We start from the raw sequence: 26857 nt of genomic DNA, 5'->3' as shown, positions 1-26857 counted from the left end.
CGGGCTCGAGGATCCGCTAGGGGATCAGAGCGTATCAATAAAGCTGCGCAGCTTGTCGGAACGGCTCGGATGCTTGAGCTTGCGCAACGCCTTTGCCTCGATCTGGCGGATACGCTCGCGCGTCACATCGAACTGCTTGCCCACTTCTTCCAGCGTGTGGTCGGTGGACATCTCGATGCCGAAGCGCATGCGCAGCACCTTGGCCTCGCGCGGCGTCAGGCTGTCGAGGATGTCCTTGACCACATCGCGCAGGCCTGCCTGCATCGCGGCCTCGATCGGCGCGGTGTTGCTGCTGTCCTCGATGAAGTCGCCCAGGTGCGAATCGTCGTCGTCGCCGATGGGGGTCTCCATCGAGATCGGCTCCTTGGCGATCTTCATGATCTTGCGGATCTTGTCTTCCGGGATCTCCATCTTGGCGGCCAGGATGCCGGCGTCGGGCTCGAAGCCGAACTCCTGCAGGTGCTGGCGGCTGATGCGGTTCATCTTGTTGATGGTCTCGATCATGTGCACCGGGATGCGGATGGTGCGCGCCTGGTCGGCGATCGAGCGCGTGATCGCCTGGCGGATCCACCACGTCGCATAGGTCGAGAACTTGTAGCCGCGGCGGTATTCGAACTTGTCGACCGCCTTCATCAGGCCGATGTTGCCTTCCTGAATCAGGTCGAGGAACTGCAGGCCGCGGTTGGTGTACTTCTTGGCGATGGAGATCACGAGGCGCAGGTTGGCCTCGATCATTTCCTTCTTGGCATCGCGCGAGGACGACTCGCCCTCGTTCATGCGCTTGTTGATGTCCTTGAGCTCGGCCAGCGGCACCACCACGCGCGACTGGATGTCCGTCAGCTTCTGCTGCAGTTCCTGCACCGGCGGGATGTTGCGGGCCAGCACGGCGCTCCAGGGCTTGGCGGACGCGGCCTGCTTCTCCACCCACTTGAGGTTGAGCAGGTTGGAAGGCACGCGGTTGCCGTTCTTGTCGTAGCCGCTGAAGTCGCGGATGAACTCGTCCTGCGGGAAGCCGCACTTGTCCACGATGATGCGGCGCAGTTCGCGCTCTTTCTTGCGCACGTCGTCCACCTGGGTGCGCACCAGGTCGCACAGCTTCTCGATGGTGCGGGCCGTGAAGCGGATGGTCATCAGCTCTTCCGAAAGCGCGTGCTGCGCCTTCTGGTAAGCCGGCGTGCCATAGCCTTCCTTGTCGTAGATCTTGTGGACCTTCTCGAACAGCGAGGCGATGCGGTCGAAGCGGGTGAGTGCCTCGTTCTTGAGCTCCTCGAGCTTCTTGGTCAGCGCCTTGGAGCCGCCCTTGCCGTCGTCGTCGTCTTCCTCGTCGAACTCGTCGAAGTCTTCCTCGGCCACGTAGTCATCGGCTTCATTGGGATTCGAGAACCCGTCGACGATGGTGGAGATGACGACCTTGCCCTCGCGGATCTCCTGGCCCAGGCGCAGGATCTCGGCGATGGTGGCGGGCGAGGCCGAGATGGCCTCCATCATGGCCATCAGGCCGCCCTCAATGCGCTTGGCGATCTCGATCTCGCCCTCGCGCGTCAGCAGCTCGACCGTGCCCATCTCGCGCATGTACATGCGCACGGGGTCGGTGGTGCGGCCGAATTCGCTGTCGACGGTCGAGAGAGCGGCTTCGGCCTCTTCCTCGGCTTCTTCCACGGTGGTAGCCGTGGGGGCCGTGTTGTTCAGCAGCAGGGTCTCGGCGTCGGGCGTCTGCTCGTAGACCGCCACACCCATGTCGTTGAGCATGGTGACCACGACTTCCATGGTCTCGGCGTCGACCAGCTTGTCGGGCAGGTGGTCGGAGATCTCGCCGTGCGTCAGGTAGCCGCGGGTCTTGCCCAGGGTAATCAGGGTCTTGAGGCGGGAGCGGCGCTTCGCCAGGTCTTCCTCCGACAGCACGGTCTCGTCAAGGCCGAACTCCTTCATCAAGGCGCGTTCCTTGGCCTTGCTGATCTTCATGCGAAGCGGCTTGACCTTCTCTTCGGTCGCTGCGGGCTCGTCACCGACCAGCTCGTCCTCGATGTCGGACAGGTCGACGTCGCTGGCGGGCGCTTCGGCGGCAGCTTTGGGCTTGCGGCCGCGCTTGGCGCCGCCAACGGCGGGTGCGGCACCGGCCGCCTTGGGCGGACGGCCGACCTTGCGGGCGGCGGTGGCGGGTGCGGCGGCGACCGCTGCTGCAGCGGTCTTCTTGAGTTCGGCGGTGGGGGACGATTTAGTGGGCACGGTTTTCACTTTCGTTGCGGCTGTGGCCTTGGACGCGGCGGTACCCGTCTTAGTTGCCGGCAGAGCCGCAGCTTTCAACGGTCTCTCTGCAACCGGTTTGCTGGCAGCGGACACGGCAGGCTTCTTTGAACTGGGCATAAGACCTCGTACAACAAGAATTGGACCAACAGAATCACAGGCGCCAACAGCCCGGCGCAGGCAGGAGCACAAAAACGGAAAGAGGCGAACAAAAGGCCGCTGGCGACCCCTCGAACGCACTTCAAAAGACAAGATGTCGGGCGAACATTTGGTGTGCAGTCCTTGCGGTTTTTGACCCGTATCCCGACGTGTATTCATCGGAAACTGCGTTGCGCATCGAGTCGGCCCGGAGGTGCTGCTGTCGCTCTTGCCTTATTTCGCTTGTATGCGAAGCCTTACATTATAGCGCCCTGCGCTTTTTTCAAGCAATTCCAGCCTGGGCTTAGCGTGGATGCAGGCGAGCGCGCAGCTCCAGCCGCCGCATTTCCAGGGCCTTGTAGCGCTCAAGGGCACGCGGATCGCTTCCCACGGCGTCGATGGCCTCACTCTGTTGAGCCTTGAGGCGATCGTCCAGCATGAAATCGAGCACGTTGCGCAGTTCGCGCGCAGCCTCCGTTGCGTGCTCGCCCTCCGGGTCTCCGAGCGGCGCGCCATCCGGGCCGGTCATGACCCGCAGCGCCAGCGCCTCGAAGTCAAGGCCGCGCAAGCCCTCGCGCAGCGCCGCCCAGGGCTGCACACCGTGTTCGTGCAGCTGGCTGTCCAGCCAGGCGAAGAGCTGCCCGTGTTCGCCGGGGAGTTCGCAAAGCAAGGCGTGGAGCTCGTGGGGCAGCGCCTCCCATTCCGCCATGTTCGACAGCAGCAGGCGCGCGGCTACATCGTGGCGGCCCAGGGGCAGGGTGCGGCCGCGCGCAGGGGCACGTGCGGCAGAGCCGCGGGAGGTGTACCGGTCTTCCCGCGGCCGAGCCCGGCCTTCGCGGCGCTCCCGCGGACCGGATCCGACGGGACGGGCGGCGCCGGGAGGGAGCCAGAGCTCGCCCAACTCATGGGCGCTCAACTGGACCATCTCGGCGATTTCGGTAAGCAGCTGACGCTTGAGTGCGCCCTCGGGCAGGGAGCTCCACAATGGCCGGGCGTTGCTGGCCAGGTGGGCGCGCCCTTCCGCGCTGCCGAGGTCGCAGCCCTCGCGCGCGACTTCGACCATGAAGCGGCTCAGCGGCGTGGCCTCGCTCACGAAGCGCGCGAAGGCGTCGGCGCCGAACTCGCGGATGAAGCTGTCGGGATCGTGCTCGGTCGGCAGGAACAGGAACTTGACACTGCGCACGTCGGTGGCGTAGGGCAGGGCGCCGTCCAGCGCCTTGCGCGCCGCGCGCCGGCCGGCGGCGTCGCCATCGAAGCTGAACACCACCGATTCAGTGAAGCGGAACAGCTTCTGGACATGATCCGCGGTGCAGGCCGTCCCCAGCGTCGCGACCGCGTTCGGGAAGCCCAACTGGGCCAGCGCCACCACGTCCATGTAACCCTCGGTCACGAGCGCATAGCCGCGGTCGCGGAAGGCAGCCCGCGCCTCGTAGAGGCCGTAGAGCTCGCGGCCCTTGCTGAAGACCGGGGTCTCTGGCGAATTGAGATACTTCGGCTTTTCGTCACCCAGGACCCGGCCGCCAAAGCCGATGCATTCGCCCTTGACGTTGCGGATCGGGAACATCACCCGATCGCGGAAGCGGTCATAACGCTTGCCTTCGCTGTTCTCGTCGGCCTCGCCGACGATGACCAAGCCGCTCTCGGCCAGCAGCGGGTCGTCGTAATCGGGGAACACGCTGGCCAGCGTGCGCCACCCGGGCGGGGCGTAACCGATGCCGAACTGCCGGGCGACCTCGCCCGAGAGGCCGCGGCCCTTGAGGTAGTCGATGGCGGTCTTCGATTGGCGCAGCTGCTTGCGGTAGGCCTCGCCCGCCTTCTCGAGCACGTCGGACAATGTGGCTTGCTTCTGGCGCTGTCCGGCGGCTCGTGCGCGTTCCTCCGGCGATGCGTCATCTTCGGGCACCTGCAGGCCGTATTGGCCGGCGAGGTCTTGCACCGCCTCGACAAAACCCATGCCGGCATGCTCCATCAGAAAGCCGATCGCATTGCCGTGCGCCCCGCAGCCGAAGCAGTGATAGAACTGCTTCGTGGGGCTGACCGAAAATGAGGGCGACTTCTCGCCGTGGAAGGGGCACAGCCCCATGAAGTTGGCGCCGGCCTTCTTCAGCTGGACATAGCGCCCGACGATCTCCACCACGTCGGCGCGTGCGATCAATTCCTGAATAAAAGAAGGGGGGATGGTCATGTAGGCGGAGAGCGGCAAATCATACGCAAGACCTCATGCCAGCGCGCCCCGGGGCATACTGGCCGATTAGGATCCGGGGCCTCGTCTGCATGATTCGCCGTACCGTCCGCCACGCAGCGCCCTTGCTGCGCCATCCTCTGCGCTTCGCCTGGGAGGCGGTCAAGGCGTTCCGGGCCAACCAGGGGCTGCTGCTCGCGGGGGCGGTCGCTTATTACGCACTGCTGTCGATCGTGCCGATCCTGATCCTCAGCGTGATTGCGATGTCGCACTTCATCGACCAGGCGGAACTGTTGAGTTCGGTGGGCCGCTACCTCGAGTGGCTGCTGCCGGGCCAGTCACGCGCCCTCGTCGGCGAGTTGTCGAACTTCCTGGCGCATCGCGACCTGATGGGGCCGGTGTTGTTGGTGACCATGATCTTCTTCAGCTCGCTCGCGTTCACCGTGCTCGAAAGCGCGATGGCGGTGATTTTCCATCACCGCAAGGCCGACCATTCACGGCATTTCCTGATTTCGGCGGTGATGCCCTATATCTACATCCTCTGCCTGTGCGTCGGCTTGCTGCTGGTCACCCTGGTGGCGGGCGCGTTGCAGGTGATCGGGCAGGAAAGCGTCGAACTGTTCGGCCGCAGCTGGTCGCTCTCGGGCGTGTCGGGCGTGTTGCTGTATCTGCTCGGGCTCGGCGGCGAGATCTTCATGCTCACCTCGCTCTATCTGGTGATGCCGGTGGGCCGGCTGCGGCTGCGGCACGCATTGCTGGGCGGCGTGACCGCGGCACTGCTCTGGGAGGTCACGCGCCGAGTGCTTGTGCTCTACTTCGCCACACTGTCGCAGGTGAACGTGGTGTACGGCTCGCTGACCACCGCGATTGTGGTGTTGCTGAGCCTGGAGATCGCCGCCACGCTGGTACTCTTCGGAGCCCAGGTGATTGCGCAATATGAGCGCCTCGAGCGCACCGGCAGCACGGCGCCGATTCCAGGCGAGATCGCGGCGGTCAGCGCGGCGCCAGCCGGATCGCCCCGTCGAGCCGGATCACCTCGCCGTTCAGCATCTCGTTCTCGATGATGTGCTTCGCCAGCTTGGCGTAGTCCTCGGGCGTGCCTAGGCGCGAAGGGAAGGGCACGCTGGCGGCCAAGGCGTCCTGAACTTCCTTGGGCATTCCGAACAGCATCGGCGTACCGAAAATGCCCGGGGCAATTGTCATGTTGCGGATGCCGCTACGCGCGAGGTCGCGGGCGATGGGCAGGGTCATGCCGACGATTCCGCCTTTCGAAGCGCTGTAGGCAGCTTGGCCGATCTGGCCGTCGTAGGCGGCGACCGAGGCGGTGGAGATCAGCACGCCGCGCTCGCCAGTGGTTTCGGGCTCATTCTTGCCCATGGCGTCGGCCGCAAGGCGGATCATGTTGAAGCTGCCGATCAGGTTGACCGTGACGGTCTTGCTGAACACGGCCAATGCATGGGGGCCGTTCTTGCCGACCGTCTTTTCGGCAGGTGCGATGCCGGCGCAGTTGACCAGCCCGACCAGCTTGCCCAGTTTCTGGGCGGCGGCCACGGCGGCCTGGCCGTCGGCTTCCAGGCTCACGTCGCACTTGACGAAGACGCCGCCGATGTCCTTGGCAACCGCCTCGCCCTTGTCGGCCTGCATGTCGGCTATCACCACCTGGCCGCCGTGGGCCGCCAGCATGCGGGCCGTGCCTTCGCCGAGGCCTGAAGCACCGCCGGTGACGATGAAAACCTTGCCTTCGATCTGCATGTGCTCAACTCCTCAAGAATGCCTTTGTCCGGGGATCATAGACGGCAAAAAAAAAGCCCCGTCCGAAGATGGGGCCCTGAAATTGGATCCCGAAGGACCCAAGGAGACAATCGTCGCCCGCTTGAAGCGGGCTCGTCAGTGATCAGGCGCGCTTGCGAGCAGCGGTCTGAGCAGTGCTCTTGGCGGCGTTCACGGCCGTGTTCGAGACGGCTTGGAAGTTCGCTTCCGCCACATCGCTGGCTTGCTTGACGGCTTTCTGGACCGACTCGAAGGCGTTGTTAGCGGCGGCCACGGCGCTCTTCATCACGGCAACGGCGGTTTCCGAACCGGCGGGGGCGTTCTTCGCGGCGCTGTCGACGAGGCCGACAAATGCTTGCTGGGCTTCAGCGGCCTTGCCTTCGAATGCCTTGCTGAATTCGGCGCTCGTGCCTTGGGCAATCTCGTACAGGTGACGGCTGTAGGCGGCAGCCTTTTCGGCCATCGGCTGGAACAGTCCGGCTTGCAGCGCCAGCAGTTCCTGCGCGTCCTTGGCGCTGAGCAGCGCTTGCGTGGTGCCGGCGGCTTCCGTCAGCGCTGCCTTGGAGGCGGTGACGTTCAGTTCGACCAGTTTCTCGATGCCTTCGAAAGCCTTGGTGGTGAGGCCGAACAGCGTTTCGACGTTGGCCTTGTGGGAGGCGATGATTTGGTCAGCGGTCAGTGCCATGTGGAAGCTCCTATTAAATGGATGGGGTGAACCCGGGAGTGAGCTGCCCCTCCAAAAATTTATGTTGCGGCGCAGCATGGCGGAAGTATAGGCAACGGCATGGGGCTCTCCAAGAGGTTTTTGCTGCTTTGCAGCAATTTAGAAGCGGCTTTCTAAAACCGTCCACGACAATGTTTCCCATGCGTGCTTTTTATTCAGGGCACTTCGTCCTGCCCCTTCCGGCGGGGCACCGCTTTCCGATGGGGCGCTATGTGCTGTTGCGCGAGCAGATGGAGCAGCACTTGCCTGAAGTCGAAATGCTGGAGGCGCCACGTACCAGCGATGGCGAACTCGCGTTGGCCCACACGCCGAAGTGGATTGCCGCAGTCACCGACGGCAGCGTCGACGCCCAGGCTATGCGGGAGATCGGCTTTCCCTGGAGCGAAGCCATGGTGGAGCGCTCGCGCCGCTCGACCGGCGCCACCATTGCCGCCTGTCGCACCGCCTTGGTCGAAGGCGTGTCGGGCAACATGGCCGGCGGCACTCACCATGCCGGCCCCGAGCGCGGTGGGGGCTTCTGCGTCTTCAACGATGCCGCGGTGGCGGCGCGCCTCATGCAAGCGGAGCAGGGCCGCCGCGGCCGTGCGGCGTTGCAGGTGGCGGTGATCGATCTCGATGTGCATCAGGGCAATGGCACCGCGCGCATCTTTCGCGAGGACCCGAGCGTGTTCACGCTGTCGATCCATGGGCAGAAGAACTTCCCGTTCCGCAAGGAGGTGAGCGACCTGGATGTTGAACTGCCCGACGGCTGTGGAGACGCCGACTATCTGGCGGCGCTCGAGCATGCGCTCGATGAGCTCGACCGGCGCTTCTCCCCCGGCCTCGTGATCTACCTGGCGGGCGCCGACCCTTTCGAGCATGACAGGCTCGGGCGCCTCAAGCTGAGCTTCGATGGCCTGGAAGCGCGGGACAGGCGCGTTTTCGACTTCGCATGGCAGCGCCAGATCCCTCTCGCGTTCGCGATGGCTGGCGGTTACGCCAGCGACATTGGTGAGACGGTGCAGATTCAACTCGGCACCTTCCGGGTGGCTCTCGACTATTGGCGCCGATGGCAGAATGCCGCCGCAAAAGGACACCCATGAACCGCACGGCCGCTCCGGAGGCGAATGGCCCGGAGCCGAACGCGACACTCCAATGAACCGCGTGGCCGTTCCGCAGCCAAAGCTACTCGCATGACCGCCAAGCCCCCTCCCAAGCCCACTCCTTATCACCGCAGCGTCTTTCGCGTCTTTCGCAGCATTCCTACGCGCTGGGCCGACAACGACATGTACGGGCATGTCAACAACGTCGTCTATTACGGCTGGTTCGACACGGCAGTCAATGCGCTGCTCATCGAGAGGGGGGCGCTCGACATCCATCACGGCGACATCGTCGGCTTCGTGGTCGAGACGGGGTGCAACTACTTCGCGCCGCTCGCCTTTCCACAGACGGTCGAGGCGGGCGTCCGCGTCGCGCATGTCGGTAGCTCGAGCGTGCGCTATGAGATCGCGCTGTTCGCCGAGGGGGCCGACACAGCCGCGGCGCAGGGCCATTTCATCCATGTCTATGTCGACCGCGCGACGCAGCGACCCGTAAAGCTGCCGCCGTCGCTGCAGGCGGTCGTCAGCGAGCTCCGCCTCAGCGATCGGGCATGAAAAACGGCGCCCTCGGGCGCCGTTGTTGTGGAACTGGCGCCCGGCGCCGTTCACTTCTTCGCGTGCATGGCCTTGATATCCGCCTTGCCCTTGGTCTCGTCGGCCTTCGCCTGCTTTTCGCAAGCGCTCTTGGCGTCGCCCTTCTGGTCGTCGCACTTTTCCTTGGCGACTTCGTAGTTGGCTTTCACCTTCTCTTCCTCTACCTTGCGCGCGTTCGAATCGCTGGGCTTGTATTGCTGCTCGAGTTCAGCCTTGGCCACGTTCTCCTTGCCCTTGGCTTCCTTCTGGCACACATCCTTTGCGTTGTCCTTCATCGGGTCGCACTTGGCTTTGTCAGCCTTGTAGGTCGCCTCGATCTTCTCCTTGGCAGCGTTGTATTCGTCCTTGGTCAGCGCGCTGGCCTGCGTTGCTACCAGGCATGACGATGCGATTGCAAGCATGAGCAGATGTTTTTTCATGGGATGTTCTCCTTGAAGTTGCCGGGATCAATACTTTTCGTACCAGAGTGCTGCAGGCGTACGGCCGTCCCGGCTTTCCCAGTCGGTGACCTGCCTCTCGGCTTCGTCCCGGCTGATGCCATGACGTTCCTGGACGCGTCCGAGCAATTGGTCGCGCTTTCCGGCGATAACGTCGAAGTCATCGTCGGTCAGCTTGCCCCACTGCTCCTTGACCTTGCCCTTGAGCTGCTTCCAGTTGCCTTCGATCGTGTCTTTGTTCATCGACTTATCTCCTTCAGATGAGGTTTCGTCGCTTGCCCAGTACTTGTGTGGCCAGCGTGAAACGACTGTCGCCCGCAGCTCCGGACTCAGCAGTAGGACGCTCGGGGAAGGGACCGTAGGCACTTGCCGACGTGGCCCGTGATAATCGGACGCACGCAGAAACAGGACACCGGCGCGCCGCATCATCATCATGATCATTCATAGCCTGCTCGACACCGACCTCTACAAGTTCACGATGATGCAAGTGGTGCTGCATCACTTCCCGGGCGCGCGTGTGGAGTACCGCTTCAAGTGCCGCAATGCCGGCATCGACCTGGCACAGTTCGCCTCCCAGATCCGCGAGGAGATCCGCCATCTGTGCTCGCTGCAGTTCCGGGACGCGGAGCTGAGTTACCTGCGCTCGATGCGCTTCATCAAGAGCGACTTCGTCGACTTCCTTGGGTTGTTCCGGCTCAACGACAAGTACATCAAGATCACTCCGTTGCCTTCGGGGGAGCTGGACATCCGCATCGAGGGGCCATGGCTGCACACCATCCTGTTCGAAATTCCGGTGCTGGCGATCGTCAACGAGGTCTACTTCCGTAACACCCATCCCGACCCCGACACCGCCGAGGGCCGCCGGCGCCTCGAGACCAAGTTGACGCAGTTGCAGGGACCGGGGCTGCAGGACCTGAAGATTGCCGACTACGGAACCCGGCGCCGCTTCTCCAAGGACTGGCACGAGGAGGTGCTGCGTACCCTCAGCGCCCGGCTCGGTCCGGTGACCTCGCCGCCGCAGCGCAGCCTCGAGAGATCGCCTCAGTTCGCCGGCACGAGCAACGTGCTCTATGCCATGAAACTCGGCCTGATCCCCCTGGGGACCATGGCCCACGAGTACCTCCAGGCTTGTCAGGCGCTCGGTCCACGCCTGCGCGACAGCCAGGTCTTCGGATTCGAGTCGTGGGCGCGCGAGTACCGCGGGGATCTCGGGATTGCGCTGTCGGACGTCTATGGCATGACCGCCTTCCTTCGTGACTTCGACCTCTACTTCTGCAAGCTGTTCGACGGCGCCCGGCACGACAGCGGCGATCCATTTCATTGGGGCGAACGCATGCTCGCCCACTATGCCGCGAACCGCGTCGATCCACGCACCAAGACCCTGATCTTCAGCGACAGTCTCACGTTCCCGCGTACGATCGAGCTCTACCAGCAGTTCCGCGGCCGTTGTCAGCTGGCCTTCGGCATCGGTACCAACCTCACCAACGACCTCGGGTACGAGCCGCTGCAGATCGTGATCAAGATGGTCCGCTGCAACGACCAGCCCGTGGCCAAACTGTCCGACACGCCTTCCAAGAACATGTGCGACGACGAGCGCTATCTGGCTTACCTGCGCCAGGTCTTCGAGATTGCCCAGCCGCCCGCATGACAGCTTCGTACGCGCGCAACAGATTCCTCCGCCCGCTGGTCACCGCCGCACTTACGACCCTGCTGCCCGCCACCGCTCTCGCCGCCGATATCGACGGTGGCAGCTTGTCAGCCTGGTGGGGCTTGCCCTTTGCCGGAATCCTGCTGTCGATTGCATTGATGCCCCTGCTGGCACCCTTGTTTTGGCATCACCACTACGGCAAGGTGGCCGCGGGCTGGGCGCTCGCCTTTCTGCTGCCTTTCGCGGCAATGCATGGAGTGAGCCTGGCTGCCGCGCAGCTCCTGCATGCGCTGCTGGCGGAGTACATCCCCTTCATCATCCTGCTGACGGCGCTGTTCGCGGTGGCCGGCGGCATCCACATCCGCGGCAACCTGCACGGCACGCCCGGGCTCAATACCGGAATCTTGGCGATCGGCGCGGTGCTCGCAAGCCTGATGGGCACCACCGGCGCTTCCATGCTGTTGATCCGACCCCTGATCCGCGCCAACGACAACCGGCGGCACCGTGTGCACGTCATCGTGTTTTTCATCTTCATCGTCTCGAATGTGGGCGGCTCGCTGACACCGCTGGGCGATCCGCCGCTGTTCCTCGGCTTCCTGAAGGGGGTGGAGTTCTTCTGGACGGCGCGCAACATCCTGCCCGAGACGCTCTTCATCATCGGCATCCTGCTGGCGCTGTTCCACGCGCTCGACCGCTGGTACTACGGCAAGGAGGGCGTGCTCCCCTTCGACCCCACTCCGGACACGCGCCGGGTCGGCTTCGATGGCGCGGCCAATTTCTGGCTGCTGGGCGGCATCGTCTGCCTCGTGCTGCTCAGCGGCATCTGGCAGTCTTCGATCGCCTTCGAGATCCACGGCACCGTGCTCGGGCTGCCCGGGCTGGTGCGCGATTGCGGCCTGGTCGCAATCGCGTTGATCTCGCTGCGGATCACCAAGCCCCGAGTGCATGCCGACAACCAGTTCGCCTGGGCGCCGATGCTCGAGGTCGCCAAGCTCTTCGCCGGCATCTTCCTCACCATCATCCCGGTCATTGCGATGCTCAAGGCAGGCGTTCATGGTCCCTTCGGCGCCGTGGTCGCTGCCGTGACGCGGCCGGACGGGCAGCCCGATCCAGCGATGTACTTCTGGGCCACCGGGGCGCTGAGCTCCTTCCTGGACAATGCACCCACTTATCTCGTGTTCTTCAACACGGCGGGCGGCGATCCCCAGGCACTCATGACCACGTATGCGTCGACCCTTGCCGCGATCTCGGCCGGCGCCGTGTTCATGGGCGCGAACACCTACATCGGCAATGCGCCCAACCTGATGGTCAGGGCCATCGCAGAAAGCCGCGGCGTGCGCATGCCGAGCTTCTTCGGCTACATGATGTGGTCAGGCGCCATTCTGGTGCCGCTGTTCGTCCTCTCCACCTTCATCTTCTTCCGTTCATCATGAGCAAACCCAAGATCCTTGTCGCCCGTTCGATCTTTCCCGAAACCATTGCGCGGCTGCAAGCGCATTTCGAGGTCGAGTCGAACCAGGACGACCAGAGCTGGAGCAAGGCCCAGCTGATCCAGAAGCTGCAAGGCAAGCAGGGCGCCTTCACCACCGGCAGCGAGCGCATCGATGCCGAGGTGCTGGCTGCCTGCCCCGAATTGAAGATCTGCGCCAACATGGCGGTCGGCTACAACAACTTCGATGTCGACGCGATGACCGCCCGCGGCGTGCTGGCCACCAACGCGCCCGACGTGTTGACGGAGACCACGGCCGACTTCGGCTTCGCGCTCCTGATGGCCACCGCGCGCCGCATCACGGAGAGCGAGCATTTCCTGCGCGCCGGCAAGTGGGAGAAATGGAGCTACGACATGTTCGCCGGCTCCGACATTCACGGCGCCACCCTGGGAATCATCGGCATGGGACGCATTGGCCAGGGCATCGCCAGGCGAGGCGCGCATGGCTTCGGCATGAAGGTGATCTATCACAACCGCTCGCGGCTCGATGCGCAGCTCGAGGCCGAATGCAAGGCCAGCTACGCGAGCAAGGAAGAGCTGCTGAAGACTGCCGACCACGTGGTGCTCGTGGTGCCTTACTCGCCGGCTTCGCATCACACCATCGGCGCCGCCGAACTGGCCCTGATGAAGCCAACGGCCACGCTGGTCAATATCGCCCGCGGCGGCATCGTGGACGATGCAGCACTTGCGCAGGCGCTGCGCGACAGGCGCATCGCGGCGGCGGGGCTCGACGTGTTCGAGGGCGAGCCCAAGGTGCATCCGGCACTGCTCGAGGTCCCGAATGTCGTGCTCACGCCGCATATCGCGAGCGCCACCATCCCGACGCGGCGTGCGATGGCCGAGCTGGCGGCGGACAACCTGGTCGGATTCCTGGTCCAGGGCAAGCCGGTCACGCCTCTCAACCCCTCGGTACTGGGAAGCAAGTAGATCCGTCATGCCTTTGCCGGAATCCTGGATCCTGATCGGCCTTGCGGCGCTCAACATCGTCCTGCTGCTTTGGCTGCTGCTTCGCAAGCCGCCGGCGCCCGACCACAGCCCGCTGGTCGCGACGCTCGGCACGGCCAACGAACGCATCGAACGTGAGCTGCGGCGCGAGATCAGTGAGTCCTCTCGCGGTGCGCGGCAGGAGACCAGCCAGGCCTTCGCCACCTTCCAGCAGGCGCTGGTGCAGCAGGGGGCCGAGGCCACCCGCACGCAGAACGCGCAGATCGACGCCTTCGCGCAGCAGCTGGCGCTGCTGCAGAAGACGCTGGCCGACACGCTGAACACGCAGCTGCAGGGGTTGTCCGAATCGAACGCACGGCGGCTGGCCGAGGTTCGCGCGACGATGGAGACCCAGCTCGCGCAGCTCCAGCAGAGCAACACCGCCAAGCTCGACGAAATGCGCAAGACCGTCGACGAGAAACTGCAGAGCACGCTCGAGGCCCGGCTGGGCGAGAGCTTCAAGCAGGTGGCCGACCGGCTGGAGCAGGTGCACAAGGGCCTGGGCGAGATGCAGACCCTGGCGATCGGCGTCGGCAGCCTGCAGCGCGTACTGACCAACGTGAAGACGCGCGGCATTTTTGGCGAGGTGCAGCTCGAGGCCTTGCTCGAGCAGGTGCTCACGCCCGAGCAATACGCGCGGCAGGTCGAGACCAAGCCGCGCAGCGGCCAGCGGGTTGATTTCGCGATCCGATTTCCGGGCCGGGGCACCGATGGCGCGCCGGTCTGGCTGCCCATCGACGCCAAGTTCCCGCGCGATGACTACGAGCGCCTGCTCGATGCCCACGAGCGCATCGACGCCGGCGCTGCCGAGCTGGCGGCTCGCGCGCTGGAGGCGCGCATCCGCACCGAGGCGCGCTCGATCGCCGAGAACTACCTCGCGGCGCCACACACCACCGATTTCGCGATCCTGTTCCTGCCGGTCGAGAGCCTGTATGCCGAGGTGCTGCGCCGCCCGGGGCTGATGGACGCGATCCAGCGGCAGCACCGCGTGACGCTGGCGGGACCGACCACGCTGCTGGCAATGCTCAACAGCCTGCACATGGGCTTCCGCACGCTTGCCTTGGAGCAGCAGGCCTCCGAGGTGTGGAAGGTGCTCGGCGCGGTCAAGACCGAGTTCGAACGGTACGGCGAATGGGTGGCGCGCATCAAGGAGCAGGTGGCGAAGGCCTCCGACACGCTCGACAAGGCCGACACACGCGCCAAGCAGATGCGCCTGGCCTTGCGCAAGGTGGAGGCGCTGCCCGAGGCGCAGTCGCAGGCTCTGCTGCCGGCTGCCGACGACGGCGAGCTGGCCACGTGAGCGGTGAACTTCTGCGCCTGATCGCGGCGCAGGTGCTGCTGCATGCGGCCATGACCGGCATGCGCCTGGGCGCTCCGTTGCTCGCGCTGCAACAGGGCTACAGCGCGGCGGCCGTGGGCCTGCTGATCGCGCTGTTCGCGCTCACCCAGGTGTTCCTGGCGCTGCCGGCCGGGCGCTTTGCCGACCGGCACGGGCTCAAGCGCCCACTGATGCTGTCGGTGATCGCAGCCTCGTCGGGAGCCGGGTTGGCCGCCGTGCTGCCCACGTTCCCGGTGCTTTGCTTGTCGGCCCTGCTGACCGGGGGTGCCACCGGTGCGGCCGTCATTGCGCTGCAGCGCCATGTCGGGCGCGCCGCGGCCAATCCGGTGCAGCTCAAGCAGGTGTTCAGCTGGCTGGCGATCGCCCCGGCGGTGGCCAACTTCGTCGGCCCCTTCTGCGCAGGCCTGCTGATCGACCATGCGGGCCGGAGTCCAGCGGACCTGCCGGGTTTTCGGATCGCCTTCGCCGCGCTGGCACTGCTGCCGCTCGCCGGCTGGTTCTTCGGGCGCCGCACGCGGGAGCTGCCGTCGATCGTTCACGCGGTAGGTGGGTCGAGGCCGCGTGCGTGGGACCTGTTGCGCCAAGCCATGTTCCGCCGCCTGCTGTTCGTGAACTGGCTGCAATCCTCCAGCTGGGACGTGCATGCCTTCCTGCTGCCCATTCTGGGCCACGAGCGCGGACTCGGTGCGTCGGTCATCGGGTCCATCCTCGGCGCCTTCGCCATCGCTGCTGCACTGATCCGGATCGTGCTGCCGCTGGTCGCCGCCCGGGCATCGGAGCGCAGCGTGATTGCCACATCGTCGGTGATCACGGCGCTGATGTTTTCGATTTACCCGCTGCTGTCCTCGGCGCTGGCCATGGGCATCTGCTCGGTGGTGCTGGGCTTCGCGCTCGGCGCCGTGCAGCCGATGGTCATGAGCATGCTGCACCAGATCACCCCGCACGAGCGGCACGGCGAAGCGCTCGGGCTGCGGCTGATGGCCATCAACGCCTCCAGCGTCGCCATGCCGATGATCTTCGGCTCGATCGGCGCGCTGATTGGCATCGGTGGCGTGTTCTGGCTGGCCAGCGGAGTGTTGGCACTGGGGACGCGGGCGGTCTGGGGCCTGAAGACGTGAGCTCCCGCCCGGCCTTTCCGAAGAAGGCTCGCGCCGCGGCCAAGACGAGTTGCCCGGGTGGGCCCGCGCGCGCCTGCCCGGGTCAGAGCTTGTAGAAGCCCTTGATCGCGTCCCACGCGTCGTGCGGCGTGTCCACGTACTCGATCAGCTTCACGTCGTCGGGCGAGATCACGCCTTCTTCGGCCAGGAAGTCGAAGTTGATCAGCTGTTTCCAGTAGCTCAAGCCGAAGAGCACGATCGGCACGGGCCGGGCCTTGCGGGTCTGCACCAGCGTGATCACCTCGAACAGCTCGTCCAGGGTGCCAAAGCCGCCCGGAAAGGCCACCAGCGCCTTGGCCCGCATCATGAAGTGCATCTTGCGGATGGCGAAGTAGTGAAATTTGAAGCTCAGCGCCGGCGTGACGTAGGGGTTGGCTTCCTCCTCCATCGGCAGGGCGATGGCCAGGCCGACCGAAAGTCCGCCCCCCTCGTAAGCGCCGCGGTTGGCCGCCTGCATGATGCCGGGGCCTCCGCCGGTGCAGACGAAAAGCTTGTCTTCCGGGTCCTTGTCGTCGCTGTACTCGGCGACCAGCTTTCCGAAGGCGCGTGCTTTCTCGTAGTAGTGCGAACTGCGCGCCAACCTGCGCCAACGTGCAGCGGCGACCGCGTCGCCAGCGGCATCCGCCTGGGCAATCAGGGCACCGGATTCCTCCTCGCTGCGGAAGCGCGCGCTGCCGAAAACCACCACCGTGTTCTCGATGCCGTGGGCACGCATCTCGAGATCGGGTTTCATCAGCTCGAGTTGCATGCGCAGGCCGCGCGTTTCGCGCCGCAACAGGAACTCGGGGTCGGCGAAGGCGAGCCGCGAAGGGTCGGCGTTGAGAGGAAGGCCCTTGTCGGCATGGGCCTGGAGCGTGGCCCAGGCATCGGCAAGGCGCTTGTTATGGAGGTCGTGTGCGTTGTTGGGCATGGTCTGTGCGGAATTCGGCCTAGGATTGTGCGCGCTGCAGCCTCATCGATCTCGTGCGCAAAAAAGGCTCCCGAAGGAGCCTTTACAGCGGATGCGGGAGCGCTCAGACGCGCTTGCGGTATTCGCCCGTGCGGGTGTCGATCTCGATGCGATCGCCCTGGGAGACGAACAGCGGCACCGGGACCTCGAAGCCTGTGGCGATCTTGGCGGGCTTCAGCACCTTGCCCGAGGTATCGCCCTTGACGGCCGGCTCGGTCCAGGTGATCTCGCGTTCGACGCTGGTGGGCAGCTCGACCGAGATGGCCTTGCCGTCGTAGAACACCACTTCGACCGGCATGCCGTCTTCGAGGTAGTTGAGCGAGTCACCCATGTTCTCGGCCTCGACCTCGTACTGGTTGAATTCACTGTCCATGCAGACGTACATGGGGTCGGCGAAGTAGGAGTAGGTGCAATCCTTCTTCTCGAGCACGATCTGCTCCATCTTGTCGTCAGCCTTGAACACGACTTCGGTGTTGAAGTTGGCGATGAGGCTCTTGAGCTTCATGCGGACAGTGGCGGAATTGCGGCCGCCGCGGCTGTACTCGGTCTTGAGCACGACCATCGGGTCCTTGCCGTGCATGATCACGTTGCCGGCGCGGATTTCTTGAGCGATTTTCATAGTCAGGGTTTCTGGATGTTGGCCGCTCGGTGTGTCTGGGCCTGGATCCATGGACACATTCACCGCGGCGGGTTCAGCGGATGCAGCGGCACCTGAGCAAGGCCAGGCCCGAAATCCGCAAAGCCCATAATTCTAACTTTGTTGGACGACGAACCGCCGCAAACGGGTCAGAAGGCCATCCTGCTCGAGCAGGCGATCGCGTGCGGCGGCCGCGACGGCCTGCCACTGCGCCAGTGCCTCCGGGCCAAGGTCCGGCAGCTCGCCCTCGGCGATGCCGTTCCAGAGGTGGTGGAAGCGGCGCAGCCCGGGCGGAGCGTCCAGCCAGTCCAGCAAGGCGTCGAGCTTGGCGTGGTGTGCGTCATCGTCCTGGGCGTAGATCTGCCAGATGAAGGGCGCCCCGGCCCAGAGGGCGCGCACCAGCGAGTCCTCGCCCCGCACGAAATTCAGGTCGCAAGCCCACAACAGATGGTCGAAATCGGTTTGGGACAGGTATGGCAGCCATTGGATCGACAGCGCGCCGCGCTTTCCGGGTCCGGGCGGCAAGGCATCGGATGCGCGGCCGGCCGTCACCAGCAGGCGAGTGGGCTCGCTTGCCTGCTCGAAGTGCGCCAGCAGAGCGCCGAGCGCCGGCGGTTCGTAGCAGAAGAGGCAGACCAGTCGCTCGCCGTTCCAGTCAATGTTCTGTTGCGCAAGCCAGGCGGAGCGGTCGAAGCGCACACGGCGCGCCGGCAGGTCATCCTCGCGCAGCAGCCCGCCCGTCGCGCGGGTGAAGCCGGGATAGAAGAAGTGCTTCGTCAGGCCCGCGCCCGGGCCCTTGAACACGGGCGAAGGCAGCTTGTGCAGGCGCTCGACGTAGGGTTCGGCGGAAAGGTATTCGAGATTGAGCCAGACCCGGCGCGGCGCTCCCTGCGGGACGGGTTCCGCAAAGCGCGCGACGAGCTCCGGCGCGGGGTCGCAGCCGAAGGCCTCGATCAGGACATCCGGCGGTGGCGCAACGCCGGCTTCCTGCGGGGCGCCGGCCTCGGTCCACGTGACCACGCTGACCCCCGGGTGGCCTTGCGGCGCCATCCATGCCAGCGCCGAGGGGTCGTCGATCCAGAGCCGGACCGCGTCGCCCGTGTCCGCAAGCCCGCACGCCAGCCTCCAGCACACGCCAGCGTCGCCATGGTTGTCGATGACCTTGCAGAAAATGTCCCAACGCATCCCGGGATACTCTACAACCCCTCCCCGGCGACCGGCCGCGCTCGCGCCAGCACAATAGCGCCCGATGTCAGACATGCATTCCGATCAATTGCTCAGCGAGGTTGCGGCGCTTCCACAATTGCCGGGCGTCTACCGCTATTTCGACGCCGCGGGCGCGGTGCTGTACGTGGGCAAGGCGCGCAACCTGAAGAAGCGCGTGGCCAACTATTTCCAGAAGAACCACGCCGGCACGCGCATCGGCCACATGATCTCGAAGATCGCGCGCATGGAGACCACTGTTGTGCGCTCCGAGGCCGAGGCGCTCCTGCTCGAGAACAACCTGATCAAGACGCTCAAGCCCCGCTACAACATCCTGTTCCGGGACGACAAGAGCTACCCCTATCTGAAGATCGCCTCGCACGCCTTTCCGCGCCTCGCGTACTACCGCGGATCCGTCGACCGCAAGCACCGCTACTTCGGCCCGTACCCGAGCGCCTGGGCGGTGAAGGAATCGATCCAGCTGCTGCAGAAGGTCTTCAGGCTGCGCACCTGCGAGGACACGGTGTACGCGAACCGCACGCGCCCCTGCCTGCTCTACCAGATCAAGCGCTGCACCGGACCCTGCGTGGGCTACATCACGCCGGAGGCCTATGCACAGGACGTCGCAAATGCCGAGGCCTTCCTGCTCGGCGATACCCAGGCCGTGCTGTCCCAGCTCGAGGCGCGCATGACGGCGCATGCCGAGAAGCTGGAGTTCGAACAGGCGGCCGAGCTGCGCAACCAGATGTCGGCGCTCTCGCGCGTGCTGCACCAGCAGTCGATCGAGATTGCCTCCGACAAGGATGTCGACATCCTCGCGGTCAAGGTGCAGGGCGGCAAGGCCTGTGTCAACCTCGCAATGGTGCGTGGCGGCCGGCACCTGGGCGACCGCGCCTACTTCCCCGTTCACATCGAGGACGCGGCGCAGATGGAGCGGGGTGCCCAGGGCGCCGAAGGCGAGGAGGCGCCCGGCGCCTTTGCCGGGTCGGTCGAGGTCCAGGTGCTCGAGGCCTTCATCGCCCAGCACTACATCGACGTGCCGGTCCCACCCACGCTGGTGCTGAGCGAGCTGGTGGGTCGCGAGCTGATCGAGGCCGTCTCGCAGCAGGCCGCCACGCGCGTGACGGCCGTGTTCCAGCCGCGGGAGCAGCGGCGTCACTGGCTGGAGATGGCGCAGACCAATGCGGGCCTGCAGCTCGCACGCCTGCTGGCCGAGGAAGGCTCGCAGCAGGCGCGCACGCGCGCGCTGGTGGACGCGCTGGAGCTCGCGCCCGATGACCTCGACAACTTCCGCGTGGAGTGCTTCGACATCTCGCACACGGCGGGCGAGGCCACCCAGGCATCCTGCGTGGTCTTCGAGCATCACGCGATGCAGAACCGCGAGTACCGCCGCTACAACATCGAGGGCATCACGCCGGGCGACGACTATGCGGCGATGCGACAGGTGCTTCATCGCCGCTACGGCAAGCTGGCCGAGGCGATGGCTGCGGAGAGCGATGCGCCACCGGCGGGCGATGCAGCCGGCGTGGGCAGCGATGCCCGGCCAGGTACGCGCAGCGCGCGCATGCCGGACCTGGTGCTGGTCGACGGCGGCAAGGGTCAGGTATCGATGGCGCGCGAGGTGTTCGGCGAACTGGGGCTGCCGCTGTCGCTGATCGTCGGGGTAGAGAAGGGCGAGGGCCGAAAGGTGGGCCTGGAGGAACTGGTCTTCGCCGACGGGCGCGACAAGGTGTACCTCGGCCGCGACTCGGCGGCGCTGATGCTGGTTGCACAGATCCGCGACGAGGCGCATCGCTTCGCCATCACCGGCATGCGTGCGAAGCGCGCCAAGGTGCGGGTGGGCGGCAGCCAGCTCGAGGACATCCCCGGCATCGGGCCCAAGCGCCGGGCGCGGCTGCTGCAGCGCTTCGGCGGCATACGGGGCGTAGCGGCGGCGAGCGTGGAAGACATTGCGTCTGTCGATGGCATTGCCTTCGAGCTGGCGGAGGAAATCTACCGGGCCTTGCACTGAAGCGGCCAGCCCGGAGGCGAGCCATATACTCGTCGCCATGTTCTGGACGCTCCCCACCATCATGACGTGGACGCGCATCGTCGCGATCCCGCTGATCGTGGGGGTGTTCTATCTGCCCCTGAGCGAGCCGATGCGCAACATCGTGGCCACGGTGCTGTTCATCTTGTTCGCCGCCACCGACTGGCTCGACGGTTTCCTCGCACGGCGGCTCAATCAGACCTCGGCCTTCGGCGCCTTCCTCGATCCGGTGGCCGACAAGTTCCTGGTGTGCGCCTCGCTGCTGGTATTGGTGCACCTGAACCGCGCCGACGTGTTCGTCGCGCTGATCATCATCGGGCGCGAGATCGCAATTTCCGCCTTGCGCGAATGGATGGCGCAGATCGGCGCCGCCAAGAGCGTGGCGGTCCACATGATCGGCAAGGTCAAGACGGTGGTGCAGATGGTCGCGATCCCGTTCCTGCTTTTCGACGGCATCCTGTTCGGTGTGATCGACACCGGCACCTGGGGTCAGTGGCTGATCTGGATCTCGGCCGTGCTCACGGTCTGGTCGATGGTGTACTACCTCCAAAAGGCCGTTCCGGAGATCCGGGCCCGCGCCAAATGACGGTGGCGACGGCGTCGGCACCGGTATCGGGGTGGGTGCGGGCCATGCCCGCGATCTTCGTGTTGATCTGGAGCACCGGCTTCATCGTTGCGCGCTATGGCATGCCCTATGCCCCGCCGCTCAAGTTCCTGGCGGTGCGCTATGCGCTGTCGGTGCTCTGTTTCCTGGCCTGGGTGTGGGCGGCGCGCGTGCGCTGGCCACCCGGGCGCGCGCAATGGGGGCATCTGGCGGTCACCGGCATCCTGATGCAGGCGGGCTACCTCGGTGGGGTCTGGGCCGCCGTCCGGGCCGGCATGGGCTCGGGCCTCGTTGCGTTGCTGGTCGGCATCCAGCCTGTGCTCACGGCCATCTGGCTGTCGATGCATGGCGGCGCGATCTCGCGCCGCCAGTGGGCCGGCCTTGCGCTGGGCTTCGCCGGCCTCGTGCTGGTGGTGCTGCGCAAGCTCGGGCAGGGCGGCGAAGTGAGCGCGCTGACCATGGGGCTGGCGCTGATGGCGCTCATCTCCATCACCGCCGGAACCCTGTATCAGAAGCGCTTCGTTGCGCCCTGCGACGTGCGCGTCGCCGGCGCGATCCAGCTCGCGGCGGCGCTGCTGGTCACGCTGCCCTTCGCGGCCCTGGAGGCCGACAGCATCCAGTGGAACCTGTATTCCGGCGGCGCGATGGCCTGGTCCGTTCTGGCGCTGTCGCTGGGCGGCAGCTCGCTGCTCTACATGCTGATCCAACGCGGCACCGCGACTGCCGTCACCAGCCTGCTGTACCTCGTGCCGCCCTGCACGGCGCTGATGGCATGGCTTCTCTTTGCCGAGCCCATCACGGTGGCCACGCTGGTGGGCATCGCGATGACGGCGGTGGGCGTGAGCCTGGTGGTGCGCTGCGAGCGCTGAAGCGCTCGCGCGCGGCGGAGTCACCGGACCATCTTCGCCCTCGAGTGACCGGGCGGCTCACGCACACGCTGAGCTGCTGTGCGATCGGCACGCCGTTCACCCGTGATCAGGCTCCTTCTACGGGCCCGTCCTCATCCTTTTTCCATGCGTGTGGTCCCCGGCACGCCGGATTCCGGCTCCGCCGGCGTGGCCGATTCGGTCTCCTCGTAGTAGGTGTAGATGCCCACACGGATCCGGCCCGATGCGTTGCCGGCCGCCGAGGTGAAGGCCCGTGTCATCTCGCGCGTCAGCTCGTGATGCAAGCCGCTCCAGCGTTGCCGGACCAATTGCTCGATCGCTCGGCAATCATCCATGGACACGCCGTGGGCGTAGACCGCGCGCTCGAGCATGGGCGCCCGTTCGCCCAGCGTGTTGGAGACGGCGGCCAGCAGGTGGTCGCGGGCGTTGTCGCCGAAGAAGGCCAGCATGGACTGCAGATCCTTCGCAGGCACGAAGGCGTCGGCGGTGAGTTCGACATGGCCTTCGTGCTCGGCCACCATGTTCAGGCGGGCCAGCTCGTCCAGGATGGCGCGGTGGTGCATGTTGCCGCGGCTGGCTTGCCTGGCCACGGTTTCGAACGAAGGTACGCCGGCTTCGGCCACGATCGGCAGGCGCCGGTGTTCGGGATGCTCGGCCAACATCTGAAGCCACAGGGTGAAGGTCTTGGCGGCTGCGGACATTTCGGTATGGGGCAGGGGTTCGCTCAGTTCGCGGACCTTGGCCGTGACCGCCTTGCGATTGAGCCCGGTCGATACCGAGAGTTGACTGATGTTGGGGTTCTTCACGCCCTGCGCCTGCCAGGAACGCCGCGCCTCGGTCAGCAGCAGGTCGCGCAACATCTCCTCCAAATGGGGATGCTTGACTCCCATGGCCAATGCGAGCCGGATCACCGGGCGCATCACGCGTGCGCAGGCGGCCAGTGTCCAGGCGAGCTGGTTTTCCATGTCAGTGAGGGGCCCGCCCCATGCCCATGTTCCTTTGTCGTTGGCGCCGAAGGGGACTCGGCCGGCCGATTTTGCAAGTCGTCGAGGATCGCATGAAAAATCCCTCGCCGCCTTTCAGGCGCGGGTCCGGGGCGCCGTCCGCGGTGGAGGCCCGCCTGGCAGTGCTGGCCGCCAGGGCTCCGGGCGAAACTGTTCGACCAGGAAGTCGACCAGCAGCCGGACCCGGCGCGGCGTCCTGGCCTGCCAGGGCGCGATCCACTGGATGTCGGCATCTGGCATCGACCACTCCGGCAGCACGCGAATGAGTTCGCCCGAACTCAGCTGCGGCGCGATGTCCCACAAACTGCGAAGCACGATGCCGTGGCCGGCAAGGCACCAGTCGCGCACCAACTCACCGGAATTGCTGGACAAGGGGCCACTGACGTGAACGCGCGCGGAGGCGCGATTCTTCGCGTTGCTCAAGGTCCACACAACGGAGCGTCCAGCCGGCGCAGCCTCGTTCTCGTGCACGACCAGGCACTCGTGCCCGGCAAGATCCTGCACATCCCCAGGGGTTCCGCGCCGTCGCAGGTAAGCCTGCGAAGCCGCCAGCACGCGCTGGTTCCGCGCGAGCCGCCGTGCCACCCAATCGCCCGCGTGACGGGCCGGCGCGGACCAGAGCCAGATGGCGCCGTCGTAGCCTTCTGCGCCGAGGTCGGGAAGGCGTTCTGTCAGGTGCAGTTCGATTTGCAAGGCGGGGTATTGCTGCCCGAACCGGGCGAGCGCGGGGCCCAGCCAGCGTCGCCCGAATCCGAAGGTGGCGGCGATCCGCAACGCGCCGCACGGCTCCTTCTGCCGTTCGCGCAGCTCTGACTCGAGTGCCCCGAAGCCTTCGAGCAGGCGTTCGGCATGTGTGCAGACGGCTTCGCCTTCGGCAGTGAGGTTCAGGCGGCGCGTGGTGCGTTCGAAGAGTCGATGCCCCAGGCCCTGCTCGAGGTGTGCGAGCCGCTTGGTGACGACCGAGGGCACCACGCCCAATGCGGCAGCCGCGCCTGCCAGGCTCCCGGCGTGGCGCACGGAGAGAACCAACTCGAGATCACTGCGTTCCATTCGTTCCTTGGCGGAAAGAGTCAATTCGCTGATTGTTTCTTGATAAGTCTCAGTAGCGCAACGCACAATCACGTGATGCAGAACGGTTTTCCCTCCTTTCACGTGTTTCGCGACGGGGTCCGCCTGCATGGGCGCGTCGGGGGTCAGGGGACACCCTTGCTGCTATTGCATGGCCATCCACAGACCCATGCCATCTGGCATCGCGTGGCGCCCGCATTGGCCCACCGCTTTACGCTGGTGATGATGGATCTTCGCGGCTATGGCGATTCGGATCGGCCGGCGGCTGATGACGCGCACGTTGCTTACAGCAAGCGCGAGATGGCAAGGGATGCAATCGCCGTGATGCGCAGCCACGGCTTCGACCGTTTCCATGTTCTGGCGCACGATCGCGGCGCGCGCGTTGCGCACCGGCTCGCCATGGATCATCCCGAAGCTGTCGAGCGGCTGATGCTGCTGGACATCGCGCCCACGCTCGCCATGTACGAGCAGACGTCCAATGCCTTCGCCCGTGCGTACTGGCACTGGTTCTTCCTGATCCAGCCGGCGCCGCTTCCCGAGGCTCTCATCGAGTCCGATCCGGCGCGCTATGTGCGCAGCGTGATGGGCAGCCGGCATGCCGGCCTGGCACCCTTCGCATCCGAGGCACTGGCCGAGTACGAGCGCTGTGCCGCCATCGCCGGTACGGCGCGCGGCATCTGCGAGGACTACCGTGCTTCGGCAACGATCGACCTCGAGCATGACCGCGCCGATATCGCCGCCGGCCTGAAGCTTGCGCAACCGCTGCGCGTGTTGTGGGGCGAGCATGGCGCCGTCGGGCGCTGCTTCGATGTGCTGAGGCTCTGGCGCGAGCGCGCGGTGCGCGTCTCCGGCGCTGCGCTGCCCTGCGGCCACTATGTTCCCGAAGAGGCATCCGAGGCGCTGACCGAGGAAGCATTTCAGTTTTTTGTTTGATACATGAAGGAAGACATCATGAGCGGCAGGAAGCGTATCGCCGTGATCGCCGGAGACGGCATCGGCAAGGAAACCATGCCCGAGGGGCTGCGCGTGCTCGATGCGGCGGCCCGCAAGTTCGGCATCGATCTGCATTTCGATCACTTCGATTTCTCGAGCTGGGACTACTGCGAGAAGCACGGCAAGATGCTGCCGGACAACTGGAAGGATCAGATCGGCGGCCACGACGCGATCTATTTCGGGGCCGTCGGGTGGCCCGAGAAGATTCCGGACCACGTCTCCCTCTGGGGATCTCTGCTGCTGTTCCGCCGCGAGTTCGACCAGTACATCAACCTGCGGCCTGCGCGACTGATGCCCGGCATCGTCGCGCCTGTGGTGCGGCGCGACGGCACGGCGCGGCAGCCGGGCGAGATCGACATGTACATCGTGCGCGAGAACACCGAGGGCGAGTACTCGAGCATCGGCGGGCGGATGTACGAGGGAACGGCGCGCGAGATCGTGATCCAGGAGACGGTGATGTCGCGCACGGGCGTGGACCGGGTGCTCAAGTTTGCCTTCGAGCTGGCGCGGTCGCGTCCCGGCAGGCACCTGACCAGCGCTACCAAGTCCAATGGCATCTCGATCACCATGCCGTACTGGGACGAGCGCGTCGCTGCGATGGCGAAGAGCTATCCGGACGTCAGGCTCGACAAGTTCCACATCGATATCCTGACGGCGCATTTTGTGCAACGCCCCGACTTCTTCGACGTGGTGGTCGCCAGCAACCTGTTCGGCGACATACTGTCCGACCTCGGCCCCGCCTGCACCGGCACGATCGGCATCGCGCCGAGCGCCAACCTGAATCCTGAGCGCAGCACGCCGTCGCTGTTCGAGCCGGTGCACGGCTCGGCGCCGGATATTGCAGGCAAGGGCATCGCCAATCCGATTGGCCAGATCTGGTGCGGCGCCATGATGCTCGATTTCCTGGGGCACAGGAACGCGCACGACGCCATCCTTGCCGCGGTCGAGAAGGTCCTGGCGCCGGAAAGCGGGGCGCCGCGCACGCCTGACATCGGGGGCAGCGCAAGCACCATCGACCTGGGCCGCGCGATCGCGCAAGCGCTCTGAACGAAGCCGTCGCGGAAAAAGGGACCGCGCAAAACATCACTAGAATCGCGGGCCTCGCTGGATTCCGCGGCGTCCTGTCGTATTGACACCCCGTGGACCAGTGGTTGTAATCCTTGTCGGCAGTGCGCTGCCGGCGCGTCAGAACTGCCATCCTTTCTTCTTAAACGAACCCCGTGGCTTCGTCACGGGGCCGGCACTGCCTCTGACGCTACCCGATCAACTATTTATCCTGCAAGGGGTCCTTGTGAACAAAACCGAACTGATTGAGCACATCGCAAAAAACGCCGACATCTCGAAAGCCGCTGCCACCCGCGCACTGGAATCGACCATCGGCGCCATTCGTACCACGCTCAAGAAGGGCGGCTCGGTCTCGCTCGTCGGTTTCGGCACTTTTGCTGTGGGTAAACGCGCTGCACGCACGGGCCGCAATCCGCGCACCGGCGACGCGATTAAAATCAAGGCCGCCAAGATCCCGAAGTTCCGTCCCGGCAAGGCGCTGAAAGATGCGCTGAACTGAGAATCGGATCACGGTTGGGTGCTTAGCTCAGCTGGTAGAGCGGCGCCCTTACAAGGCGTAGGTCGGGGGTTCGAGCCCCTCAGCACCCACCAACCGATGCAAAGGCGAACAGTAGTTCGCCTTTTTTGTTTTTC

The 26857-nt window shown here is 65.4% G+C and carries 25 protein-coding genes and 1 tRNA gene; 15 read left to right on the top strand and 11 right to left on the bottom strand.

Translation table 11 applies throughout. From position 1 onward, the window contains the following. Positions 1 to 24: 24 nt before the first annotated feature. Together rpoD and dnaG are read right to left on the bottom strand one after the other, a co-directional pair. Entirely contained in the window at positions 25 to 2364 is a 2340-nt protein-coding gene (gene rpoD, locus G3W89_RS20875) for an RNA polymerase sigma factor RpoD (RefSeq protein ID WP_162575964.1), read from the bottom strand. 322 nt (positions 2365 to 2686) lie between these two features. After that, a complete protein-coding gene (gene dnaG / locus G3W89_RS20870) occupies positions 2687 to 4567 on the bottom strand; it encodes a DNA primase (protein WP_162575963.1) in 1881 nt (626 codons plus the stop codon). Positions 4568 to 4656: 89 nt separating this feature from the next. Between dnaG and G3W89_RS20865 the strand changes: the two genes are divergently transcribed. Continuing rightward, entirely contained in the window at positions 4657 to 5628 is a 972-nt protein-coding gene (locus tag G3W89_RS20865; RefSeq protein ID WP_162575962.1) for a YihY/virulence factor BrkB family protein, read from the top strand. Here the strand turns inward: G3W89_RS20865 and G3W89_RS20860 are convergent. Continuing rightward, complete coding sequence (locus tag G3W89_RS20860) at positions 5558 to 6316, bottom strand: 3-hydroxyacyl-CoA dehydrogenase (RefSeq protein WP_162575961.1); 759 nt, start codon at positions 6314 to 6316, stop codon at positions 5558 to 5560. The two genes, G3W89_RS20865 and G3W89_RS20860, sit on opposite strands and share 71 nt — an antisense overlap. Positions 6317 to 6458: 142 nt before the next feature. Beyond that, positions 6459 to 7019 (bottom strand): phasin family protein, encoded by a 561-nt coding sequence (locus G3W89_RS20855; protein ID WP_162577576.1) that lies wholly within the window; start codon positions 7017 to 7019, stop codon positions 6459 to 6461. A 179-nt stretch (positions 7020 to 7198) separates the two neighbouring features. Between G3W89_RS20855 and G3W89_RS20850 the strand changes: the two genes are divergently transcribed. Together G3W89_RS20850 and G3W89_RS20845 are read left to right on the top strand one after the other, a co-directional pair. Continuing rightward, positions 7199 to 8140 (top strand): histone deacetylase family protein, encoded by a 942-nt coding sequence (locus tag G3W89_RS20850; protein ID WP_443083182.1) that lies wholly within the window; start codon positions 7199 to 7201, stop codon positions 8138 to 8140. 90 nt (positions 8141 to 8230) lie between these two features. After that, the gene (locus tag G3W89_RS20845) at positions 8231 to 8692 is read left to right on the top strand and encodes an acyl-CoA thioesterase (RefSeq protein ID WP_162575960.1); all 462 of its coding nucleotides are present in this window, start codon (positions 8231 to 8233) and stop codon (positions 8690 to 8692) included. 50 nt (positions 8693 to 8742) lie between these two features. Here G3W89_RS20845 and G3W89_RS20840 read toward each other — a convergent pair whose 3' ends face one another. Both G3W89_RS20840 and G3W89_RS20835 read right to left on the bottom strand, forming a co-directional pair. Next, on the bottom strand, positions 8743 to 9150 hold the full coding sequence (locus tag G3W89_RS20840) for a hypothetical protein (protein WP_162575959.1): 408 nt from the start codon (positions 9148 to 9150) through the stop codon (positions 8743 to 8745). A gap of 27 nt (positions 9151 to 9177) precedes the next feature. Further along, on the bottom strand, positions 9178 to 9411 hold the full coding sequence (locus G3W89_RS20835; protein ID WP_162575958.1) for a CsbD family protein: 234 nt from the start codon (positions 9409 to 9411) through the stop codon (positions 9178 to 9180). 190 nt (positions 9412 to 9601) lie between these two features. Here G3W89_RS20835 and pncB point away from each other — a divergent pair, with 190 nt between their 5' ends. Genes pncB through G3W89_RS20810 form a run of 5 tightly spaced genes read left to right on the top strand, consistent with a single transcriptional unit; the run spans position 9602 to position 15746 of the window. Further along, complete coding sequence (pncB, locus tag G3W89_RS20830) at positions 9602 to 10816, top strand: nicotinate phosphoribosyltransferase (RefSeq protein ID WP_162575957.1); 1215 nt, start codon at positions 9602 to 9604, stop codon at positions 10814 to 10816. Then, positions 10813 to 12249, top strand: coding sequence for a sodium:proton antiporter (locus G3W89_RS20825; RefSeq protein WP_162575956.1), 1437 nt, complete (start codon positions 10813 to 10815; stop codon positions 12247 to 12249). The genes pncB and G3W89_RS20825 overlap by 4 nt, the downstream gene beginning before the upstream one ends. After that, positions 12246 to 13232 carry a 2-hydroxyacid dehydrogenase gene (locus tag G3W89_RS20820; protein WP_162575955.1) on the top strand — a complete coding sequence of 329 codons (987 nt, stop codon included), beginning with the start codon at positions 12246 to 12248 and terminating at the stop codon, positions 13230 to 13232. The genes G3W89_RS20825 and G3W89_RS20820 overlap by 4 nt, the downstream gene beginning before the upstream one ends. A 13-nt stretch (positions 13233 to 13245) precedes the next feature. Then, positions 13246 to 14589, top strand: a complete 1344-nt coding sequence (locus G3W89_RS20815) for a DNA recombination protein RmuC (RefSeq protein ID WP_162577574.1) — start codon at positions 13246 to 13248, stop codon at positions 14587 to 14589. Continuing rightward, a complete protein-coding gene (locus G3W89_RS20810; protein ID WP_162575954.1) occupies positions 14586 to 15746 on the top strand; it encodes an MFS transporter in 1161 nt (386 codons plus the stop codon). Before G3W89_RS20815 ends, G3W89_RS20810 begins: the two co-directional genes overlap by 4 nt. 82 nt (positions 15747 to 15828) lie before the next feature. Here the strand turns inward: G3W89_RS20810 and G3W89_RS20805 are convergent, their stop codons facing one another. The 3 genes from G3W89_RS20805 to earP all read right to left on the bottom strand — a co-directional run bounded on the left by G3W89_RS20805 (position 15829) and on the right by earP (position 18556). Beyond that, complete coding sequence (locus tag G3W89_RS20805) at positions 15829 to 16695, bottom strand: TIGR00730 family Rossman fold protein (protein ID WP_162575953.1); 867 nt, start codon at positions 16693 to 16695, stop codon at positions 15829 to 15831. A gap of 103 nt (positions 16696 to 16798) precedes the next feature. Continuing rightward, a complete protein-coding gene (efp, locus tag G3W89_RS20800; RefSeq protein WP_106560103.1) occupies positions 16799 to 17353 on the bottom strand; it encodes an elongation factor P in 555 nt (184 codons plus the stop codon). 132 nt (positions 17354 to 17485) lie between these two features. Further along, positions 17486 to 18556 (bottom strand): elongation factor P maturation arginine rhamnosyltransferase EarP, encoded by a 1071-nt coding sequence (gene earP, locus G3W89_RS20795; protein WP_162575952.1) that lies wholly within the window; start codon positions 18554 to 18556, stop codon positions 17486 to 17488. Positions 18557 to 18620: 64 nt separating this feature from the next. On the opposite strand from earP, the gene uvrC reads away from it, so the two are divergent. From uvrC to G3W89_RS20780, 3 genes are read left to right on the top strand one after another with little or no spacing between them, the layout of a single operon-like run. Next, the gene (gene uvrC / locus G3W89_RS20790) at positions 18621 to 20585 is read left to right on the top strand and encodes an excinuclease ABC subunit UvrC (protein WP_162575951.1); all 1965 of its coding nucleotides are present in this window, start codon (positions 18621 to 18623) and stop codon (positions 20583 to 20585) included. A 37-nt stretch (positions 20586 to 20622) separates the two neighbouring features. Further along, positions 20623 to 21189 carry a CDP-diacylglycerol--glycerol-3-phosphate 3-phosphatidyltransferase gene (pgsA, locus tag G3W89_RS20785; RefSeq protein ID WP_162575950.1) on the top strand — a complete coding sequence of 189 codons (567 nt, stop codon included), beginning with the start codon at positions 20623 to 20625 and terminating at the stop codon, positions 21187 to 21189. Between the two features lie 44 nt (positions 21190 to 21233). Then, a complete protein-coding gene (locus tag G3W89_RS20780) occupies positions 21234 to 22076 on the top strand; it encodes a DMT family transporter (protein ID WP_232076661.1) in 843 nt (280 codons plus the stop codon). A gap of 131 nt (positions 22077 to 22207) precedes the next feature. On the opposite strand, the gene G3W89_RS20775 is transcribed toward G3W89_RS20780, so the two are convergent. Then, the gene (locus G3W89_RS20775; protein WP_162575949.1) at positions 22208 to 23059 is read right to left on the bottom strand and encodes a DUF6502 family protein; all 852 of its coding nucleotides are present in this window, start codon (positions 23057 to 23059) and stop codon (positions 22208 to 22210) included. Between the two features lie 114 nt (positions 23060 to 23173). Further along, positions 23174 to 24148 carry a LysR substrate-binding domain-containing protein gene (locus tag G3W89_RS20770; protein ID WP_162577572.1) on the bottom strand — a complete coding sequence of 325 codons (975 nt, stop codon included), beginning with the start codon at positions 24146 to 24148 and terminating at the stop codon, positions 23174 to 23176. A 75-nt stretch (positions 24149 to 24223) separates the two neighbouring features. On the opposite strand from G3W89_RS20770, the gene G3W89_RS20765 reads away from it, so the two are divergent. The 4 genes from G3W89_RS20765 to G3W89_RS20750 all read left to right on the top strand — a co-directional run bounded on the left by G3W89_RS20765 (position 24224) and on the right by G3W89_RS20750 (position 26815). Further along, complete coding sequence (locus G3W89_RS20765; RefSeq protein ID WP_162575948.1) at positions 24224 to 25099, top strand: alpha/beta fold hydrolase; 876 nt, start codon at positions 24224 to 24226, stop codon at positions 25097 to 25099. Positions 25100 to 25117: 18 nt separating this feature from the next. Beyond that, positions 25118 to 26206: a tartrate dehydrogenase gene (locus G3W89_RS20760; RefSeq protein WP_162575947.1), complete on the top strand. Its 1089-nt coding sequence runs from the start codon at positions 25118 to 25120 to the stop codon at positions 26204 to 26206. A 244-nt stretch (positions 26207 to 26450) separates the two neighbouring features. Beyond that, positions 26451 to 26723, top strand: coding sequence for an HU family DNA-binding protein (locus tag G3W89_RS20755; RefSeq protein WP_007830705.1), 273 nt, complete (start codon positions 26451 to 26453; stop codon positions 26721 to 26723). Positions 26724 to 26739: 16 nt separating this feature from the next. Next, a tRNA-Val gene (locus tag G3W89_RS20750) sits at positions 26740 to 26815 on the top strand. Positions 26816 to 26857: the final 42 nt, after the last annotated feature.

This window comes from Variovorax sp. PBL-H6 (assembly GCF_901827155.1).
In the GTDB taxonomy this organism is placed as follows: Bacteria; Pseudomonadota; Gammaproteobacteria; order Burkholderiales; family Burkholderiaceae_C; genus Variovorax.
Note: the sequence above shows the minus strand (reverse complement) of the source record. Positions and strands in the feature narration are given on the sequence as shown.